The organism is Streptomyces sp. NPDC058650, from assembly GCF_042717315.1.
Classification (GTDB): domain Bacteria; phylum Actinomycetota; class Actinomycetes; order Streptomycetales; family Streptomycetaceae; genus Streptomyces.
This window is the reverse complement of record NZ_JBHXRL010000008.1, coordinates 47373-64208: the sequence shown is the minus strand read 5'-3', so window position 1 is coordinate 64208 and position 16836 is coordinate 47373. Positions and strand designations below refer to the sequence as shown.

Here is a 16836-nt window from a genome sequence, read left to right as displayed (position 1 = left end):
TGCGGGATACGTGAGGGATGTCCGCGGGGGTGCCAGTACCCTGCGGACATGACCTCGCTCACGCCCCTCGACAACCTCTCCCCGGTCACCCGGGCCGCTTACCGGGCCCGTGGCGCCGCCGCCGAAATCGCGCCACTCCCGCGCTCGGCCAAGGACGATGCCCTGCTGGCGATCGCGGACGCCCTCGAAGTCCGTACCGCCGAGATCGTCGAGGCCAACGCCGAGGACATCGCCAAGGCCCGCGAGGCCGGCACCGACGAGGGCATCATCGACCGGCTCACCCTGACCCCCGAGCGCGTCCGGGCCATCGCCGCCGACGTCCGCCACGTCGCCGCGCTGCCCGACCCCGTCGGCGAAGTCGTCCGCGGCTCGACCCTCCCCAACGGCATCGACCTCCGCCAGGTCCGCGTCCCGCTCGGCGTCGTCGGCATCATCTACGAGGCCCGCCCCAACGTCACCGTGGACGCCGCCGCCCTCTGCCTCAAGTCCGGCAACGCCGTCCTGCTCCGCGGCTCGTCCTCCGCGTACGCCTCCAACACGGCCCTGGTGAAGGTCCTGCGCGACGCCGTCGGCGGCGCCGGACTGCCCGCCGACGCCATCCAGCTCGTCCCCGGCGAGTCCCGCGAATCGGTCCGCGAGCTGATGCGCGCCCGGGGCCTCGTCGACGTCCTCATCCCGCGCGGCGGCGCCTCCCTCATCCGCACCGTCGTCGAGGAGTCCACCGTCCCGGTCATCGAGACCGGCACCGGCAACTGCCACGTCTACGTCGACGCCAACGCCGACCTCGACATGGCCGTGGACATCCTGGTCAACTCCAAGGCCCAGCGGCCCAGCGTCTGCAACGCCGCCGAGACCCTCCTCGTCCACCAGGACATCGCCGAGGCCTTCCTGCCCCGGGCCCTCGACGCCCTCGCCGAGGCCGGCGTCACCGTCCACGCCGACGAGCGCGTCCTCGCCCACGCCCCGGCCTCCAAGGCCACCGTCGTACCGGCCACGCCCGAGGACTGGGAGACCGAGTACCTCTCGTACGACATCGCCGCCGCCGTCGTCGACTCCCTCGACAAGGCCGTGGAGCACATCCGCACGTGGTCCTCCGGTCACACCGAGGCGATCGTCACCACCTCGCAGGCCGCGGCGCGCCGTTTCACCCAGCTGGTCGACTCCACCACGGTGGCCGTGAACGCCTCCACCCGGTTCACGGACGGCGGGCAGTTCGGATTCGGCGCCGAGATCGGCATCTCCACGCAGAAGCTCCACGCCCGGGGCCCCATGGGGCTTCCCGAGCTGACCTCGACCAAGTACATCGTCACCGGCGACGGTCACGTTCGATAACCGGCTCCTTTCGGTAGGGGCGGGGAGGGTTCGCACTCTCCCTGCCCAAAACCACCTCCCGGGTCTACTCTGAAACCGTGCCGGACGACGTGGGGGGCACGCCGTTTCCGGACGGCGGGGACCCTGAGGACTCTGTCGACCGCGGAGGCGCGTCCGAGGACTACGCCACCGTGGTCTTCGACGAGGCCTTCGTACGGGCCGCAGCGGTGCACGAGCCGAGCGCTGTCGAGCGACTCCTCGCCGCCGCCCAGGCCCGCGCCGAGGCCGAATCCGCCCGGGCCCGCGCCGGCGGCGGATCCGCCGACGACGACCTCTACGAGGACGGCCGCGACCCCGTCGGCCTCACCTACGAGCCCGACGACATCGGGGACGACGCCAGCCCCTACGGCCGCCACGGCGGCGCCCTGCGCCCCTACCGGGGCAGCCCCCGCTGGCACCGGCCCGTCGCCTGGGCCCTGGCGCTCCTCATGGGCATCGGCATGGTCGTCCTCGCCTTCAGCGCCGTCTACCGCGGCGCCGTCGCCAACCGCCAGGACCGGATCCCCCCGCCGGCCACCACCGGGGTGGACACCCCGAACCCGGCCCCGGCCCCGCCCGCCGAATACGCGCCGCCACGGGTCTCCGTCGCCCCCCGTACACCCTGACGGCGGCACTCTTCCGAAGTTGTCGTGTACCTCAGCGTTTACCAAAGCCTCCGCCGACCTACCCTGAAGGTATGGCAGGGCGTGGCGACCCGCCTGAGGGGACACCCGAGGGTCTCCCCGGCGGTGGTGAGGACGAATACCGATCCGTCGTCTTCGACGAGGCGTTCGTCCGTGCTGCCCGCCTCCAGGAGTTCTCCGCCCAGGAGCGGATGGGGGAGTACGCCCAGGCCGTCCGGTCCCGGGCCGCCCGGGAGCGCGGAACCGGCTCCCGCCAGGCCGTCCTGCTGGTCCTGCTGATCCTCCTCGCCTTCGGCACCGCCATCTACCTGGGCGTCCGCAACCCGTACCAGCCCCCCGTCGACCAGCGGGCCGCACCGCTGCGGACCACCGTGGTCCCGCTCGCCCCGCAGGGCACCGTCCCCGGCGGGCAGCCCGATCACCTCTTCGACCACAGCCCGGTCGCCGAATACCGCACGGGAGCCGCCGGCATCAATCTGCCCGTCGTCGGACGCACCTCCCACTTCGCCGAGAGCCAGGTCGTCACCGCCCTCACCATCGCCAAGGACTACCTCGTCGCCTCGTCCCTGGAGCCCGACATCCTCTCCGGGACGACCGTGCGGCCCGTCCGGCTGCTGCTCGACCCGGACCAGCTGGAGCAGTTCGACCGGAGCGTCGAGTCACCGGCCGACGACGGACGGCACGCCCTCGCCGCCTGGCTCGTCCGCTTCGACCCGCGGCAGGTCGCGCTCGCCGACCCCGCCACCCGCGTGCAGGGCACGCTCCGCTTCGAGGAGTCCGGTCCGGACACGCTGGACGTCACCGCCGACCACACGTTCACCTACGCGCTGCGCCCGGCGACCGAGGGCGCGGGACCGACCGCCGCGGCCTCGCTCTTCACCGTCCACCGCGTGATGCACTTCCGCTTCGACCGCGAGGACCTGCGCATGCACCGGGCCGAGCTGCTGACCGGCACGGTGGAGGCCGGACCGCAGGCGTGCGACCTCGGCTCCACCGGCATCCTGAAGCCGCTCCTGGCCGGAGCACGGGCCCCGGAGGCGGGCGGGCCGGCGGTCACCGACCCGTACGCCACGACCAGGCCCGCGGCCCCGTCCCTGTGCGGTGCGCTGGCGCCGAGCGCTCAGCCCTCGCTCTGACCGTCCCCGGTCCCGCTGCTCCCGGTCCCGCCGTCCGCGGCCCCGCTCCCCGGCTCACCGTCGGTCTCCTTGGAGCTCTGACCACTGCCCTGGCCGCCGCCGAAGCGGTTGCGCAGTCGCCCGCCCAGGTCGCCCGCGAGGTCACCGGCGCCACCGGCTATGTCCCCGACGAGCTTGATCAGCGGATCCTTGCTGGTCCGCACCGTCTCGGCGTAGTGCCCCGCCGACTCGCGGAAGGCGTCCGTGACCGAGGTGTCCTTGTCCTCGGAGCGCCGGGGGTAGTGCCCGTCCATGATCCGCTGGTGGTCGCGGCTCTCCGACCACTTCTTCAGCTCGGCGGCGCGCACGGTGGTGAAGGGGTGCGAGCGGGGCAGCACGTTGAGGATCTTCAGGACCGAGTCCCGCAGGTCGCCGGCCTTCTCGTACTCGTCGGCCTGGGCGAGGAACGCGTCCACGTTCATCTCGTGGAGGTGGTTGCCGCCGGCGATCTTCATCAGACCGCGCATCGAGGCCTGCACGTCCTGCCCGACGAGGAGTCCGGCCCGGTCGGCGGAGAGCTCCGACTTCCGGAACCACTCGCGCAACGCCGTCACGATGGCCGTGATCGCCACGGTCCCCAGCGGCACCCAGGCGATCTTCAGCGCGAGGTTGGTGAGGAAAAGGAGGATCGTGCGGTACACGGAGTGGCCGGAGAGCGCGTGCCCCACCTCGTGGCCGATGACCGCCCGCATCTCCTCCTCGTCGAGCAGCTCCACCAGGCCCGTGGTGACCACGATGATCGGCTCGTCCATGCCGATGCACATCGCGTTGGGCTTGGGGTCCTGCGTGACGTACATCGACGGGACCTTCTCCAGGTCCAGGATGTAACAGGCGTCCCTCAGCATGTCGTTGAGCTGGCTGAACTGCGCGTCGCTCACCCGGACGGAGTCGGAGAGGAAGAGCAGTCTCAGGCTGCGCTCGGGGAGGAGTCCGCTGAGTGCCTTGAAAGCGGTGTCGAAGCCGCTGAGTTTCCGCAGCGCCACCAGCGCCGAGCGGTCGGCCGGATGTTCATAGGCCCGCGAGGAGATGCCGGGAAACCGCTTTCGCTGCCTGCTCGGCACGTTCCCCTGGTGGTTCTCGGTCATGGATGCCCCCTGTTCGTACGAGTCGGTGCTCGTCCCCCTGACGGAACCCAGCCTAGGCGTTGGCACCATGGCGTGCCGGAGCCTGTGGATAACCGACGCCGGCACCGACACCAACACCGACGACGACGCGAACGCCTGAGTCGGCGTGAGAGTGCCCGGACGGCCCGCATACGATGTGCGCGAAGTCTCCGCTCCCATTCCCGATCGATAGGTCCAGCTGACGATGAGCCTCCACAGCACCGCCGCCAACCTGGTCACGCTCGCCGAGGGCGCTGCCGAGCACGGTGGCAACCACGACAGCCTCAGCCCCTACCTCACCGGCCTCGGCGCCCTCGGTGCGCTGCTCCTGCTGCTGTGGATCACCACGCGCTTCAACCGCGACCGCTGATCCGAGGACCGCTGATCCGGCGTCCGCCGCGGTGCCAGTAGGCTCTGCACGCATGGGAGAGCAGGAAGTGTCTACCGGCGGCCGCGGCAAACGCCGACTCGGCGTGATGGGCGGAACGTTCGACCCGATCCACCACGGTCACCTGGTGGCCGCCAGCGAGGTGGCCGCCCTGTTCCACCTCGACGAGGTGGTGTTCGTGCCGACCGGGCAGCCGTGGCAGAAGGGGCACAAGACCGTGTCGCCGGCGGAGGACCGCTATCTGATGACGGTCATCGCCACCGCGTCCAACCCGCAGTTCTCGGTCAGCCGGATCGACATCGACCGGCCCGGCGCGACCTACACCATCGACACCCTGAGGGACCTGCGCTCTCTCAACAGTGACTCGGACCTCTTCTTCATCACCGGGGCCGACGCGCTGTCGCAGATCCTCACCTGGCGCGACGCCGAGGAGCTCTTCTCGCTCGCGCACTTCATCGGCGTCACCCGGCCGGGCCACGACCTCACCGACGACGGACTGCCCAAGGGCGGGGTCTCGCTGGTCGAGGTTCCCGCGCTCGCCATCTCGTCCACCGACTGCCGGGCGCGGGTCGCGCAGGGCGATCCCGTCTGGTATCTCGTCCCGGACGGTGTGGTGCGCTACATCGACAAGCGCCAGTTGTACCGCGGCGAGTGAGCTTCGGGGAGGGCCACCGGTGAACGATCAGCAGAATCCGTACGATCCGTACTATCCGCAGCCGCAGATCATCGGCTACGACGCGTACGGACAGCCGGTGTACCAGCAGCCGCAGCCACCGCAGCAGTCCGGTCAGCAGCATTACGAGCAGTCCGGTCAGCAGCACTACGACCCGTACGGCGGTCAGCAGCCGCCGCAGCAGCAGGCGTACGGCTACGACCCCTACGTCCAGCAGCAGCCCGCCCAGCCCGTCCAGCCCGTCCAGCAGCCGCAGTACGACCCGTACGGGCAGCAGGGCTACGCCTACCCCTCGTACGACACGGACACCGGGCAGCAGTGGGCCGCGCAGGCCGAGCCCGCCCCCGTACAGGCCACGCAGGCGATGCCGACCACGCAGGCGGTGCAGGCCGCTCCCGTCGCGGCCCCGGCCGGCGTCCCCGGACAGCGCCCCGCGTCCGAGCGTCCCGGCCCGGCGCGGCAGGGCGACGACGACGGCGACCGGGAGTACCGGACCGAGCAGTTCTCGTTCATCGAGGAGCCCGACGAGGACTCCGAGGACGTCATCGACTGGCTGAAGTTCACCGAAAGCCGCTCGGAGCGGCGCGAGGAGGCCAGGAGGCGCGGCCGTAACCGGGTCGTCGCGCTCGTGGTCGTCCTCGCGCTCGCCGCCGTGGGTGGTGTCGGCTACCTCTGGTCCGCGGGGATGCTCCCCGGCACCTCCGCCCCGGAGCAGCAGCAGAACACCGCGACCGGCCCGCAGAAGCGCGACACGATCGTCGTCCACCTCCACGACACGAGGGGCGGCGGGACCTCCACAGCCCTGCTCGTGGACAACACCACCACCAAGCAGGGCACCACCGTCCTGCTCCCCAACAACCTCGCCGTCGCCGACGGAGAGGGTTCCGCGACCACCCTCGGCAAGTCGGTCGAGGAGGACGGCTCGGGCGGCACCCGCGAGGCGATCGGCAACCTCCTCGGTGCGAAGATCACCGGCACCTGGCGGCTGGACACCCCGTTCCTGGAGAACCTCGTCGAGCTGGTCAGCAGCATCGAGGTCGACACGGACACGGCCGTGCCCGACACGAGGAAGGGCGCGGGGCCGCTCGTCCAGAAGGGCGAGAGGCAGACCCTGAACGGCCGCGCGGCCGTCGCCTACGCGACCTACCGGGCCCCCGGCGAGGCCGAGGCCAAGCAGCTCCAGCGCTTCGGCCAGGTCATGTACGGGGTGCTGCGGAAGATCTCCGACGACCCCGAGGCCGCCACGGTCACCGTCGAGTCCCTGGTCCAGATCCTCGACCCGTCGCTCCCCGAGAAGGACCTCGGCGCCTCCCTGGCCAAGCTCGCCGAGCACGCCAAGATCGGCGCTCACAAGACTGCCCTGCTGCCGGTCGCGCAGGACGGCACGCTGACCGAGGGCGCGAGCGACAGCGTGGTGAAGGACATCCTCGGCGGCAAGGTCTCAGCCCCCGACGCCGGCGATGTGCCGCGGGTCTCCCTGCGGGACGGATCCGGCAAGGACGCGACCGAGGCGGTCCGCGTCGTCCTGATCAACGGCGGCTACGCCTTCATCGGCGGCTCCGAGACGGACACCCAGGAGAAGTCGCAGGTCATCTATGGTGACGAGGCCCAGAAGGCGACGGCGGCCGAGGTGGCCAAGACGCTGGGTCTCCCGGCCGGCTCGGTCGAGAAGGGCAAGCCCTCGGGAACGGCCGCGGTGACCGTCGTCCTGGGCCAGGACTACAAGGTCCCGGAGGCCCGATAACGGCCCCCGGTAAACGTTGGCGGCGTCGTCGGCGGTCCGTGAGACCCTGGAGGGGTACTGGACCGCCGACGAAAGCCTGCTTGTGACCGCTACGGATCGCTCCATCGAGCTCGTCAACGCCGCCGCTCTGGCGGCTGCCGACCGGCTCGCTCACGACATCATCGCGTACGACGTCAGCGACGTGCTGTCGATCACCGACGCCTTCCTGCTCGCCTCCGCCCCCAACGACCGCCAGGTCAAGTCGATCGTCGACGAGATCGAGGAGCGGCTCAACAAGGACCTCGGCGCCAAGCCGGTGCGCCGCGAGGGCGACCGCGACGCCCGCTGGATCCTCCTGGACTACGTCGACATCGTCGTCCACGTCCAGCACAGCGAGGAGCGTGTCTTCTACGCCCTCGAGCGTCTGTGGAAGGACTGCCCCGAGCTCCCGCTGCCCGAGGAAGCCCTGAAGACCCGCGGCAAGGCGGCCGAGCACGCCGCCCTGACCGGTGCCGACATCGACGCCGGCTCCGGCCTGCCCGAGGGAGCGGACGGTGAGCTGAGCTGAGCATCACCAAGGGCGGCAGCGGTCGCCGTATCGTGCTCTGGCGCCATGGCCAGACCTCCTGGAACCTGGAGCGCCGGTTCCAGGGGTCGACGGACATCGAGCTGACGGAGGCCGGTGTCGCCCAGGCGCGCCGGGCCGCCCGGCTGCTCGCCGCGCTGAAGCCGGACGCCGTCGTGGCCTCCGACCTGAAGCGGGCGGCGGCCACCGCCGCCGAGCTCGCCGCGCTCACCGGCCACACCGTCGCACACGACTCCGCGCTGCGCGAGACGTACGCGGGGGCGTGGCAGGGGCTGACCCACGACGAGATCGTCGCCCGGTACGGCGAGCAGTACGCCGCCTGGAAGCGCGGCGAGCCCGTGCGCCGGGGCGGCGGCGAGCTGGAGTCCGAGGTGGCCGACCGGGCCGCTCCGGTGGTCCTGGAACACGCCGAGAAGCTCCCCGAGGACGGCACGCTCGTCGTCGTGAGCCACGGCGGCACGATCCGTACCACCATCGGCCGGCTTCTCGGCCTGGAGGCCCAGCACTGGGAGAGCCTGGGCGGGCTCTCCAACTGCTGCTGGTCCGTCCTCGGAGAGGGCGCCCGTGGCTGGCGCCTGATGGAGCACAACGCGGGCACACTGCCCGAGCCGGTCCTCGGCGACGACGACTGAGGCACGTGAGCGGCCTGCCGGACCCGGATTTCACTTTCCGGCAGGTCACAGGCTAAAGTTCTTCTTGTTCGCAGCGCAGAGCGCGAAGAACACGAGGGGCTATAGCTCAGTTGGTAGAGCGCCTGCATGGCATGCAGGAGGTCAGGAGTTCAATTCTCCTTAGCTCCACAGTCACCGAATCCCGTCCCCAACAGGGGGCGGGATTCGTCGTTTCCGCCCAGCCTTCCGATCGCGCGGCGGCTCTCCTCGTCGTTGGGCGTGTACGTCACGATCCGGCACTCCGGCATCCCGTTGACGGAGAGGGAGACCGAGGTCATCCGCATCTCGCCGACCGCCTCGTGACGGAAGGTCTTCACCCGGGTCCCCGGCGGGACGACGTCGCCGCTCCGCCAGAGCCGCGCGAAGAGCGGGCTGGCCTCCGCCAGGCGCCGGACGAACGCCTCCCAGGACGGCTCGCCCACGTGCCGTCCGTAGGCACCCCGCAGCTGGGCCACCATCAGCGGCAGCTCCTGCTCCCGGTCGACCAGGGGGCACGTCGGCTCCGACGCGGTGAACAACGCCCACAGCACGTTGCGTAAACCGAACGGGCCGGTGTCCATCCCGCTTCCCTCCCACAGGAAGAGCCGCTCGTAGGTGGTGTTGGTCGCCAGCACGTCGTACCGCGCGTTGTAGAGCACCGCCGGGTGCGGGTCCAGAGCGTCGAGGATGCCCTGGATCTCGGGGCTGACGACCTCGACGTCGGGGGTGGTGCGCTCGGGCGCGTACGGCACCTCGGCGAGGTGGTAGAGGTGCTCGCGCTCGGGCCGGTCGAGGCGGAGCGTACGGGCGACGGCGTCGAGCACCTGCGCCGAGGCGTTGATCGGGCGGCCCTGCTCCAGCCACGTGTACCAGGTCACGCCGACACCGGAGAGCTGGGCGACCTCCTCGCGGCGCAGCCCCGGTGTGCGGCGGCGGAAGCCCGGCGGCATGCCCACGTCCTCCGGGGTCACCCGGGCCCTGCGGCTGCGCAGGAACGCGGCCAGCTCAGGCCGTCGGCGCGGCTGGATCGGTACAGCTGCCAAAGTCGTCACACCCCCATGGTCGAGTCCCCGTGCCGCCGCTGCCAGGTGGTGTCAGTACCGGTATCGGCGGGCTCTCGTTACCCGTATCAGACCGAGGGCAGGCTCCTCGCATGCCCTCGACCACAACACGTCCCGTACCCAGTAAAGACGGTGGCACCGACAATCGCCCCGGGCCGCTGCTCGGCGTGGTGCTGGCCGCCCAGTTCATGGCGCTCCTCGACGTCTTCATCGTCAACGTCGCCGCCCCCACCATCCGCGCCGAACTCTCCGCGTCCGGAGCCGGACTTCAGCTCGTCGTCGCCGGATACACCATCACCTACGCGGTGCTGCTCATCACCGGCGCCCGTCTCGGCGACCTGCTCGGCCACCGCCGGATGTACCTCGGCGGCCTCGCCCTCTTCACCGCGGCCTCGCTGGCCTGCGGACTCGCCGCCGGAACCGGCCAGTTGATCGCCTTCCGGCTGGTCCAGGGTGCCGGCTCCGCCCTGATGATCCCGCAGGTGCTCAGCCTCATCCAGCGGAACTTCACCGGCGAGAACCGGGTCAGGGCGCTCGGCGGGTACTCCGCGGTCCTGGCCACCGGCGCCGCCGCCGGCCAGGTCGTCGGTGGCGTCCTCGTCAGCGCCGACCTGTTCGGAGCGGGCTGGCGGCCGGTCTTCCTGGTCAATGTGCCGATCGGGATCGCCCTGCTCGTGCTCGGCGCCCGGACCCTCCCGCGCGACGCCCCCACCGGACCCGAGCGGGCCCGCGGCCTCGACCTGCCGGGACTGCTGCTCCTCGCGGCCGCCGTGTCCCTGCTGACCGTCCCCCTGGTCCTCGGGGAGGAGCAGGACTGGCCACTGTGGTCGTGGGCCTCGCTCGGCGGCTCCCTGGTGCTCCTCGCCGTGTTCGGCGCGTACGAGTCGGGGCTCGCCCGGCGTGGTGGCGCGCCCCTCATCGCCCCGCGCGTCCTGCGCGTTCCCGGCATGGGGCGGGCGGTCCTCCGGATCGCCGTGGCGATGGGTGTCAACGCCGGGTTCCTGTTCACCCTCACCCTGCACATGCAGGGTGGGCTCGGACACAGCGCCCTGCGCGCCGGACTCACCTTCGGTCCCGCCGCCGTCGCTTTCGGCGTCGTCGGGCTGACCTGGCGGCGCTGGCCGGCCCGGACGCAACGCGCGCTGATCCCGGGCGGATTCCTGCTCGCGGGGGCCGCCGTACTCGCCCTCGGTCTGTCCCTCGCGGACGGCGGCACGGGCGGCTGGGGGCTCTACCCGGCCCTGTGCGGAGTGGGCGTGGGCATCGCTCTGGCCTTCAGCCCCGCCCTGACCGGCGCGCTGGCCACCGTACGGCCCGAGGACGCGGCCGATGCCAGCGGACTGCTCGCCACCGTCACCCAGCTCGGCCAGCTCATCGGAGTCGCCGTCTTCGGCACCCTCTTCCTGGGGCGACTGACGACTGCCGGGGCGCAGGGGTCCGCCGACGCGCTGTGGGCGACCACCCTCGCCCTGGCCGCCGCGGCGGTCGTGGGCGCCGTGGCCGGGCTGCCCCGGCGAGCGCGCCGACCCCCTTGCGGGGCCATGGCAGAATCGGACGGCCGGAGGGGGACCAGGATCCGGACGGGAGGGTGACCCAAGTGCTCGGCGACAACGGCAGGGTGTCCTATGGGTGCACGGCCTGCGGCCACAGCTGGAGCTGACTGATGGGTGCACACAGGCGGAAATGCGACTGGTGCGGCAGCGGTACGCCCATCGTGCGCGACATGGACCCCGTCAATCCCGAGTTCCAGTACTGGTGCGAGGAGTGCGCCCGGGCGCTGATCATAAAAGGCGACCCCATCGAGACGTACCGCGAGCTGGAGGGGGAGCCGATCTACGGCCGGCTCCTCGACGAGCACTGCACCCTCAAGCGGTTCTACTCCTTCGCGAGAGCCTGACGCCGCTCCGCCAGCGCGTACCCCACGAGCAGGGCCGTCGCCGTCAGCGGATAGACGGCTGACAGCAGCATCTGGCCCGCGTTCTGGTCCAGTTCGGGACGCCCCGGGTCGTGCGGCACCCACCACAGCGCGAACGACGTGAAGGCCACCGCCACCACACCGGTCACCGGCCACGCGCGCGTGGCGCGGTCCGCGAGCAGGATCAACAGAGGCACGCACCACACCCAGTGGTGGGACCAGGAGATCGGGCTGATCATCAGCGCCGTGAACGCGCAGATGATCACGGCCACGGCCTTGTCGCCGCGGACGGCGGCCCGTACCGCGAGGACCATCGCCGCACCGCCCATGACGGCGGCGGCCAGCACCCACCAGATGCCCGGGGAGTCCGTGTGCATCAGCCGCGCCAGGACGCCGCTGATGGACTGGTTGGCGGTCTCCTCGGCGAAGCCGACCCGGCCGGTCGCGAAGAGCGTCTCCGTCCAGAACTTCTTCGAGTCCGCCGGCAGGGCCAGCGCCACGGCCAGCGTCGTCACCAGGAACACCCCGGTCGCCGTCCCGCCCGTGCGCAGCCACTGGTTCCAGCAGCGGTCCCGGCGCCACAACAGCAGACCGGCGGCCAGCAGCAGGACCACGAAGAGCCCCGGTGTGAGCTTCACCGCTATCGCGAGACCGATACCCAGTCCGGCCCAGCGGCTGCCCTCGCGGCGCGTGAGGTCCCAGAGGACCGCCACCGCTATGAGCAGGTTGATCTGGCCGTACCGCAGAGTCGTCCACACCGGCTCGCACCAGACCACGGCCGCGGCGACCCACAGCGTCGTACGCCACAGGTCCGTCCGGGACAGTGCCGGGCGGACCAGCTGGAGCGACAGCTGGACCAGGGCGATCACCAGGAGCAGGTTCCCCGCGGTCGCGAGCGTCCGCATCACGGGGACGCTCACCAAGGTCAGCGGGACGAACAACAGGGCCGCGAACGGCGGATAGGTCATGGCGAGGTCCGCCGAGGTGGCGCGCATCGCGTAGAGGTCTCCGCCGGCCCGTACCGTCTCGCCCTCGGCCCGGTAGACCATCACGTCGAGCATGTTCACGTGGGCGAGGCGTTGCGCCACCCAGAAGGACACGAAGGAGAGCAGGCAGACAGCCGCGGCGGTGGCCAGGGGCCACGGCCGGGCGCGGGTTTTGGAGAGCACGGAGACGGACACAGTCGGCGACCCTACCGGGCAGGTCGGAGGGGGTCGGAGAATCGATTTGGAGATCTGCCGGGGACCCGGTTAATGTTCTGTCTGTCGCCGCGAGGGAAACCGAAACGGAGACGGAAAACAGCAAGGGGCTATAGCTCAGTTGGTAGAGCGCCTGCATGGCATGCAGGAGGTCAGGAGTTCAATTCTCCTTAGCTCCACAGAAAAGAAGCGGGTCACCCGGATCGGGTGGCCCGCTTCTTCGTGTGTCCACGCGTGGAACGCCGGTGCGGTCCGCGCGGGCCCTGCGGTACCCTGGCGCCATGCGTGCCGTACGCCTCCTGCTTACCGAGCCGCGCTGATCAGTCCCGGCGCATGACCGTCGTCCCGTCGACCGTCATCCCGCCGGAGTCGGCGCGGCTTCCCCTCCTGTGCGAGGGGATTTTTCATTTAGCGGCAGTTCGTGGCAGTGGGCAGAGACGATCGATGGAGCTTCAAGGACCATGACCGAGATCAATACGACCGCCGAGACGGCGGCCCCGCATCGCTACACGGCAGCCATGGCCGCCGACATCGAGGCACGCTGGCAGGACTTCTGGGACGCCGAGGGCACGTACGAGGCGCCGAACCCCTCCGGTGACCTGGCGGGCGACCCCGAGATCGCCGCCCGGCCCAAGAAGTTCATCATGGACATGTTCCCGTACCCCTCGGGTGCGGGCCTGCACGTCGGCCACCCGCTCGGCTACATCGCCACGGACGTCTACGCCCGCCACGCGCGCATGACCGGTCACAACGTGCTGCACACCCTGGGCTTCGACGCCTTCGGCCTGCCGGCCGAGCAGTACGCCGTGCAGACGGGCACGCACCCGCGCGTGTCCACCGAGGCCAACATGGAGAACATGAAGGTCCAGCTGCGTCGGCTGGGCCTGGGCCACGACAAGCGCCGGTCGTTCGCCACGATCGACCCGGAGTACTACAAGTGGACCCAGTGGATCTTCCTGCAGATCTTCAACTCCTGGTACGACGACGAGGCCGGTAAGGCCCGTCCGATCGCCGAGCTGATCGCGCAGTTCGAGAACGGCACGCGTCAGATCCCCGGCACGCGCGCGTGGAGCGAGCTGACCGCCGCCGAGCGCTCCGACGTCCTGAGCGAGTACCGCCTGGCGTACGCCTCCGACGCGCCCGTCAACTGGTGCCCCGGCCTGGGCACGGTCCTGGCCAACGAGGAGGTCACCGCCGACGGTCGTTCCGAGCGCGGCAACTTCCCCGTCTTCAAGTCCAAGCTGCGCCAGTGGAACATGCGGATCACCGCCTACGCGGACCGCCTGCTGGACGACCTGGACGCGCTGGACTGGCCCGAGGCCATCAAGCTGCAGCAGCGGAACTGGATCGGCCGCTCCGAGGGCGCCCGCGTCGACTTCCAGGTCGGCGACACCGGCGCGATCACCGTCTTCACCACCCGCCAGGACACCCTGTTCGGCGCCACCTACATGGTCCTGGCTCCGGAGCACCCCCTGGTCGACGGCCCCGCGACGATCGTCCCGGCCGTCTGGCCCGAGGGCACCCACGACGTGTGGACCGGCGGGCACGCCACCCCGTCCGAGGCCGTCGACGCCTACCGCAAGCAGGCCGCCTCCAAGTCCGACGTCGAGCGGCAGGCCGAGGCCAAGGACAAGACCGGCGTCTTCACCGGCGCGTACGCGACCAACCCGGTCAGCGGCGAGCAGGTCCCGGTCTTCATCGCCGACTACGTCCTGATGGGCTACGGCACCGGCGCCATCATGGCCGTCCCGGCGCACGACGCCCGAGACTTCGCCTTCGCGCGCGCCTTCGAGCTGCCGATGCGCTGTGTCGTCGAGCCGTCGGACGACCGCGGCACGGACCCGTCGGTCTGGGACGACGCCTTCGCCTCGTACGAGGCGAAGCTGGTCAACTCGGCCAACGACGAGATCTCGCTGGACGGACTGGGCGTCGTCGACGCCAAGGCGAAGATCACCTCCTGGCTGGCCGACCGCGGTATCGGCGAGGGCACCGTCAACTTCCGGCTGCGCGACTGGCTGTTCAGCCGCCAGCGGTACTGGGGCGAGCCCTTCCCGATCGTCTACGACGAGGACGGCGTCGCCCACTCGCTGCCCGAGTCGATGCTGCCGCTGGAGCTGCCGGAGGTCGAGGACTACTCGCCGCGCACCTTCGACCCGGACGACGCGGACACCCAGCCGGAGACCCCGCTGTCCCGCAACGAGGACTGGGTCAACGTCACCCTGGACCTGGGCGACGGAGCGGGTCCGCGGAGCTACCGCCGCGAGACCAACACCATGCCCAACTGGGCCGGCTCCTGCTGGTACGAGCTGCGCTACCTGGACCCGCGCAACTCCGAGAAGCTGGTCGACCCGGCCGTCGAGCAGTACTGGATGGGCCCGCGCGAGGGCATGCCGACCGGTGGCGTCGACCTGTACGTCGGCGGCGCCGAGCACGCCGTGCTGCACCTGCTGTACGCGCGCTTCTGGTCCAAGATGCTGTTCGACCTGGGCCACATCTCCTCGGCCGAGCCGTTCCACAAGCTGTACAACCAGGGCATGATCCAGGCCTTCGTCTACCGGGACGCCCGCGGGATCGCCGTGCCGGCCGCCGAGGTCGAGGAGCGGGACGGCGCCTTCTGGTACGAGGGCGAGAAGGTCAGCCGCGTCCTGGGCAAGATGGGCAAGTCCCTGAAGAACGCGGTGACGCCGGACGAGATCTGCTCCGAGTACGGCGCCGACACCCTGCGCCTGTACGAGATGGCGATGGGCCCGCTGGACGTCTCGCGTCCCTGGGACACGCGCGCCGTGGTCGGCCAGTACCGGCTGCTGCAGCGGCTGTGGCGCAACGTCGTCGACGAGTCGACCGGTGAGGTCACCGTCGTCGACACCGCGGCCGACGAGGACACGCTGCGTGCCCTGCACAAGGCGATCGACGGCGTCGCGCAGGACATGGCGGCGATGCGCTTCAACACGGCCATCGCCAAGGTCACCGAGCTGAACAACCACCTGACGAAGACCGGTGGCGCGGTGTCCCGGCAGGTCGCCGAGCAGCTGGTGCTGCTGGTCGCCCCGCTGGCCCCGCACATCGCCGAGGAGCTGTGGCGCAAGCTGGGCCACACCGACTCGGTCGTCCACCAGGGCTTCCCGGTCGCCGACCCGGCGTACGTCGTCGACGAGGCCGTGACCTGCGTCGTGCAGATCAAGGGCAAGGTCAAGGCCCGCCTGGAGGTCTCCCCGTCGATCACGGACGCGGAGCTGGAGGCGCTGGCGCTGGCCGACCCGCACGTGGTCGGGGCACTGGGCGGCGCGGAGATCCGCAAGGTGATCGTGCGCGCGCCGAAGCTGGTCAACATCGTCGCCGGCTGACGGCTGACGGCTGACGGAGGTATGGGGGGTTTCCCCTACGGGCAGGTTAGGGGTTCCGAAGGAACCACTGGCCTGCCCGTTCCGTTTACGGTGGAGGAACCACAGTCGTGGGGACTCGACGGATGCCGGAGGGGCGGACATGGAAGCCGCGATTATCACGATCATGGCGCTGCTCTTCTTCGCCTTCGTGGCGCTCGGGGTCTACGCCACCGTGAAGGTGGCCAAGGCGGCCAAGCGCGGGGTGGACCGCACCCTGGACCAGGCCAGGCGCACGGTGGAGGACACCACGCTGCGGGCCAAGAGCTTCGGCACGGCCGGGGCCGCGAGCGAGCTGGCCCGGCTGCGGCTCTCGCTGCGCACCTCGATGAGGACCACGCAGGAGGCGTTGCAGGCGGGCGTCGGCGAGGACGCCTCGCTGAAGGAGTCGCTCGACCTCTTCCACCGGCTCAGCGCGCACGGGATCGAACTGGACGAGGACCTCAAGCGCATGGAGCGGGAGCCGGACAAGGCGTGGGTGGCCGGACAGCTTTCCGAGCTCACGCGGCGGACGGAGCAGATCACGGGGTCGGCCGACGCGCTGCGCCGGGCCGCCCGGGACCGGGCGCTGAAGTTCGCCGAGGACGATCTGTCGTCGCTGAGCGCCCAGATCGACGTCGAGGCGGGCGCCCTGCGCCACTGGGACGGTCCGGGGACGGCGCCGGAGGCGGGTGCCGCGGAGGCGTGGGGGAGCCCCGCCGGGACGGCGGGTCCGCAGGCCGGAGACGAGCCGCCCGCGATCACGGCGCGTGATCCCCGGCGCACGGCCTACCCGTGGGAGAAGTCGGCTCGCCCGGAGACCACCACCTGACCTGATCCGGCTTGACCGGGCCCTGGCCTGAGTCGGACCGGCCGGAGTCGCACCGGCCTGAGTCGGCCTGAGTCGGCGGCGTGGTGCTTCGCGGTGTCGGGAGGGATGTGGGGGACGTGCGGGACTTGGGGGACGTCCGGCGGGGGGCCGGGCTGCCGCGCCGTGGCTTCGGCGGGTA

15 protein-coding genes and 2 tRNA genes are annotated in these 16836 nt (G+C 71.0%); 14 read left to right on the top strand and 3 right to left on the bottom strand.

Translation table 11 applies throughout. The annotated features are described in order from the left end of the window. Positions 1-48: 48 nt before the first annotated feature. From ACFWWU_RS16415 to ACFWWU_RS16405, 3 genes are all read left to right on the top strand, one after another. The gene (locus tag ACFWWU_RS16415; RefSeq protein WP_384145160.1) at positions 49-1332 is read left to right on the top strand and encodes a glutamate-5-semialdehyde dehydrogenase; all 1284 of its coding nucleotides are present in this window, start codon (positions 49-51) and stop codon (positions 1330-1332) included. A gap of 77 nt (positions 1333-1409) precedes the next feature. After that, positions 1410-1976 carry a hypothetical protein gene (locus ACFWWU_RS16410; protein ID WP_384145158.1) on the top strand — a complete coding sequence of 189 codons (567 nt, stop codon included), beginning with the start codon at positions 1410-1412 and terminating at the stop codon, positions 1974-1976. Between the two features lie 71 nt (positions 1977-2047). After that, the gene (locus ACFWWU_RS16405; RefSeq protein ID WP_384145155.1) at positions 2048-3130 is read left to right on the top strand and encodes a hypothetical protein; all 1083 of its coding nucleotides are present in this window, start codon (positions 2048-2050) and stop codon (positions 3128-3130) included. Here ACFWWU_RS16405 and ACFWWU_RS16400 read toward each other — a convergent pair. Continuing rightward, positions 3115-4254: a M48 family metallopeptidase gene (locus tag ACFWWU_RS16400; protein WP_384145152.1), complete on the bottom strand. Its 1140-nt coding sequence runs from the start codon at positions 4252-4254 to the stop codon at positions 3115-3117. The genes ACFWWU_RS16405 and ACFWWU_RS16400 overlap by 16 nt on opposite strands. 223 nt (positions 4255-4477) lie before the next feature. On the opposite strand from ACFWWU_RS16400, the gene ACFWWU_RS16395 reads away from it, so the two are divergent. From ACFWWU_RS16395 to ACFWWU_RS16370, 6 genes are all read left to right on the top strand, one after another. Further along, on the top strand, positions 4478-4642 hold the full coding sequence (locus tag ACFWWU_RS16395) for a hypothetical protein (RefSeq protein WP_384145149.1): 165 nt from the start codon (positions 4478-4480) through the stop codon (positions 4640-4642). Between the two features lie 52 nt (positions 4643-4694). Next, a complete protein-coding gene (nadD, locus tag ACFWWU_RS16390) occupies positions 4695-5315 on the top strand; it encodes a nicotinate-nucleotide adenylyltransferase (protein ID WP_384145146.1) in 621 nt (206 codons plus the stop codon). Between the two features lie 19 nt (positions 5316-5334). Then, positions 5335-7077, top strand: a complete 1743-nt coding sequence (locus tag ACFWWU_RS16385) for an LCP family protein (protein WP_384145143.1) — start codon at positions 5335-5337, stop codon at positions 7075-7077. Positions 7078-7159: 82 nt separating this feature from the next. After that, positions 7160-7624, top strand: a complete 465-nt coding sequence (gene rsfS, locus ACFWWU_RS16380; RefSeq protein ID WP_384145140.1) for a ribosome silencing factor — start codon at positions 7160-7162, stop codon at positions 7622-7624. After that, complete coding sequence (locus ACFWWU_RS16375; RefSeq protein ID WP_384145881.1) at positions 7621-8274, top strand: histidine phosphatase family protein; 654 nt, start codon at positions 7621-7623, stop codon at positions 8272-8274. The genes rsfS and ACFWWU_RS16375 overlap by 4 nt, the downstream gene beginning before the upstream one ends. 95 nt (positions 8275-8369) lie before the next feature. Next, a tRNA-Ala gene (locus tag ACFWWU_RS16370) sits at positions 8370-8442 on the top strand. Here the strand turns inward: ACFWWU_RS16370 and ACFWWU_RS16365 are convergent. Then, positions 8424-9344: a helix-turn-helix transcriptional regulator gene (locus ACFWWU_RS16365; RefSeq protein WP_384145137.1), complete on the bottom strand. Its 921-nt coding sequence runs from the start codon at positions 9342-9344 to the stop codon at positions 8424-8426. The genes ACFWWU_RS16370 and ACFWWU_RS16365 overlap by 19 nt on opposite strands. Positions 9345-9445: 101 nt before the next feature. Between ACFWWU_RS16365 and ACFWWU_RS16360 the strand changes: the two genes are divergently transcribed. After that, complete coding sequence (locus tag ACFWWU_RS16360; RefSeq protein ID WP_384145134.1) at positions 9446-10945, top strand: MFS transporter; 1500 nt, start codon at positions 9446-9448, stop codon at positions 10943-10945. A 71-nt stretch (positions 10946-11016) separates the two neighbouring features. Then, positions 11017-11250, top strand: coding sequence for a hypothetical protein (locus ACFWWU_RS16355; protein ID WP_024756723.1), 234 nt, complete (start codon positions 11017-11019; stop codon positions 11248-11250). On the opposite strand, the gene ACFWWU_RS16350 is transcribed toward ACFWWU_RS16355, so the two are convergent. Then, a complete protein-coding gene (locus tag ACFWWU_RS16350) occupies positions 11229-12449 on the bottom strand; it encodes a glycosyltransferase 87 family protein (protein ID WP_384145130.1) in 1221 nt (406 codons plus the stop codon). The two genes, ACFWWU_RS16355 and ACFWWU_RS16350, sit on opposite strands and share 22 nt — an antisense overlap. Positions 12450-12573: 124 nt before the next feature. Here ACFWWU_RS16350 and ACFWWU_RS16345 point away from each other — a divergent pair. The 3 genes from ACFWWU_RS16345 (at position 12574) to ACFWWU_RS16335 (ending at position 16658) form a co-directional block, all read left to right on the top strand. Continuing rightward, positions 12574-12646: transfer RNA gene (locus ACFWWU_RS16345), tRNA-Ala, on the top strand. 282 nt (positions 12647-12928) lie between these two features. Further along, positions 12929-15811 (top strand): leucine--tRNA ligase, encoded by a 2883-nt coding sequence (leuS, locus tag ACFWWU_RS16340; RefSeq protein WP_384145127.1) that lies wholly within the window; start codon positions 12929-12931, stop codon positions 15809-15811. A gap of 139 nt (positions 15812-15950) precedes the next feature. Next, a complete protein-coding gene (locus tag ACFWWU_RS16335) occupies positions 15951-16658 on the top strand; it encodes a hypothetical protein (protein ID WP_384145124.1) in 708 nt (235 codons plus the stop codon). Positions 16659-16836: the final 178 nt, after the last annotated feature.

Coding starts and splice junctions, on each gene's coding strand:
- ACFWWU_RS16360 (WP_384145134.1), top strand. CDS start 9,446: ATGCCCTCGACCACAACACGTCCCGTACCCAGTAAAGACGGTGGCACC.
- leuS (WP_384145127.1), top strand. CDS start 12,929: ATGACCGAGATCAATACGACCGCCGAGACGGCGGCCCCGCATCGCTAC.
- ACFWWU_RS16405 (WP_384145155.1), top strand. CDS start 2,048: ATGGCAGGGCGTGGCGACCCGCCTGAGGGGACACCCGAGGGTCTCCCC.
- ACFWWU_RS16355 (WP_024756723.1), top strand. CDS start 11,017: ATGGGTGCACACAGGCGGAAATGCGACTGGTGCGGCAGCGGTACGCCC.
- ACFWWU_RS16335 (WP_384145124.1), top strand. CDS start 15,951: ATGGAAGCCGCGATTATCACGATCATGGCGCTGCTCTTCTTCGCCTTC.
- ACFWWU_RS16415 (WP_384145160.1), top strand. CDS start 49: ATGACCTCGCTCACGCCCCTCGACAACCTCTCCCCGGTCACCCGGGCC.
- ACFWWU_RS16395 (WP_384145149.1), top strand. CDS start 4,478: ATGAGCCTCCACAGCACCGCCGCCAACCTGGTCACGCTCGCCGAGGGC.
- nadD (WP_384145146.1), top strand. CDS start 4,695: ATGGGAGAGCAGGAAGTGTCTACCGGCGGCCGCGGCAAACGCCGACTC.
- ACFWWU_RS16400 (WP_384145152.1), bottom strand. CDS start 4,254: ATGACCGAGAACCACCAGGGGAACGTGCCGAGCAGGCAGCGAAAGCGG.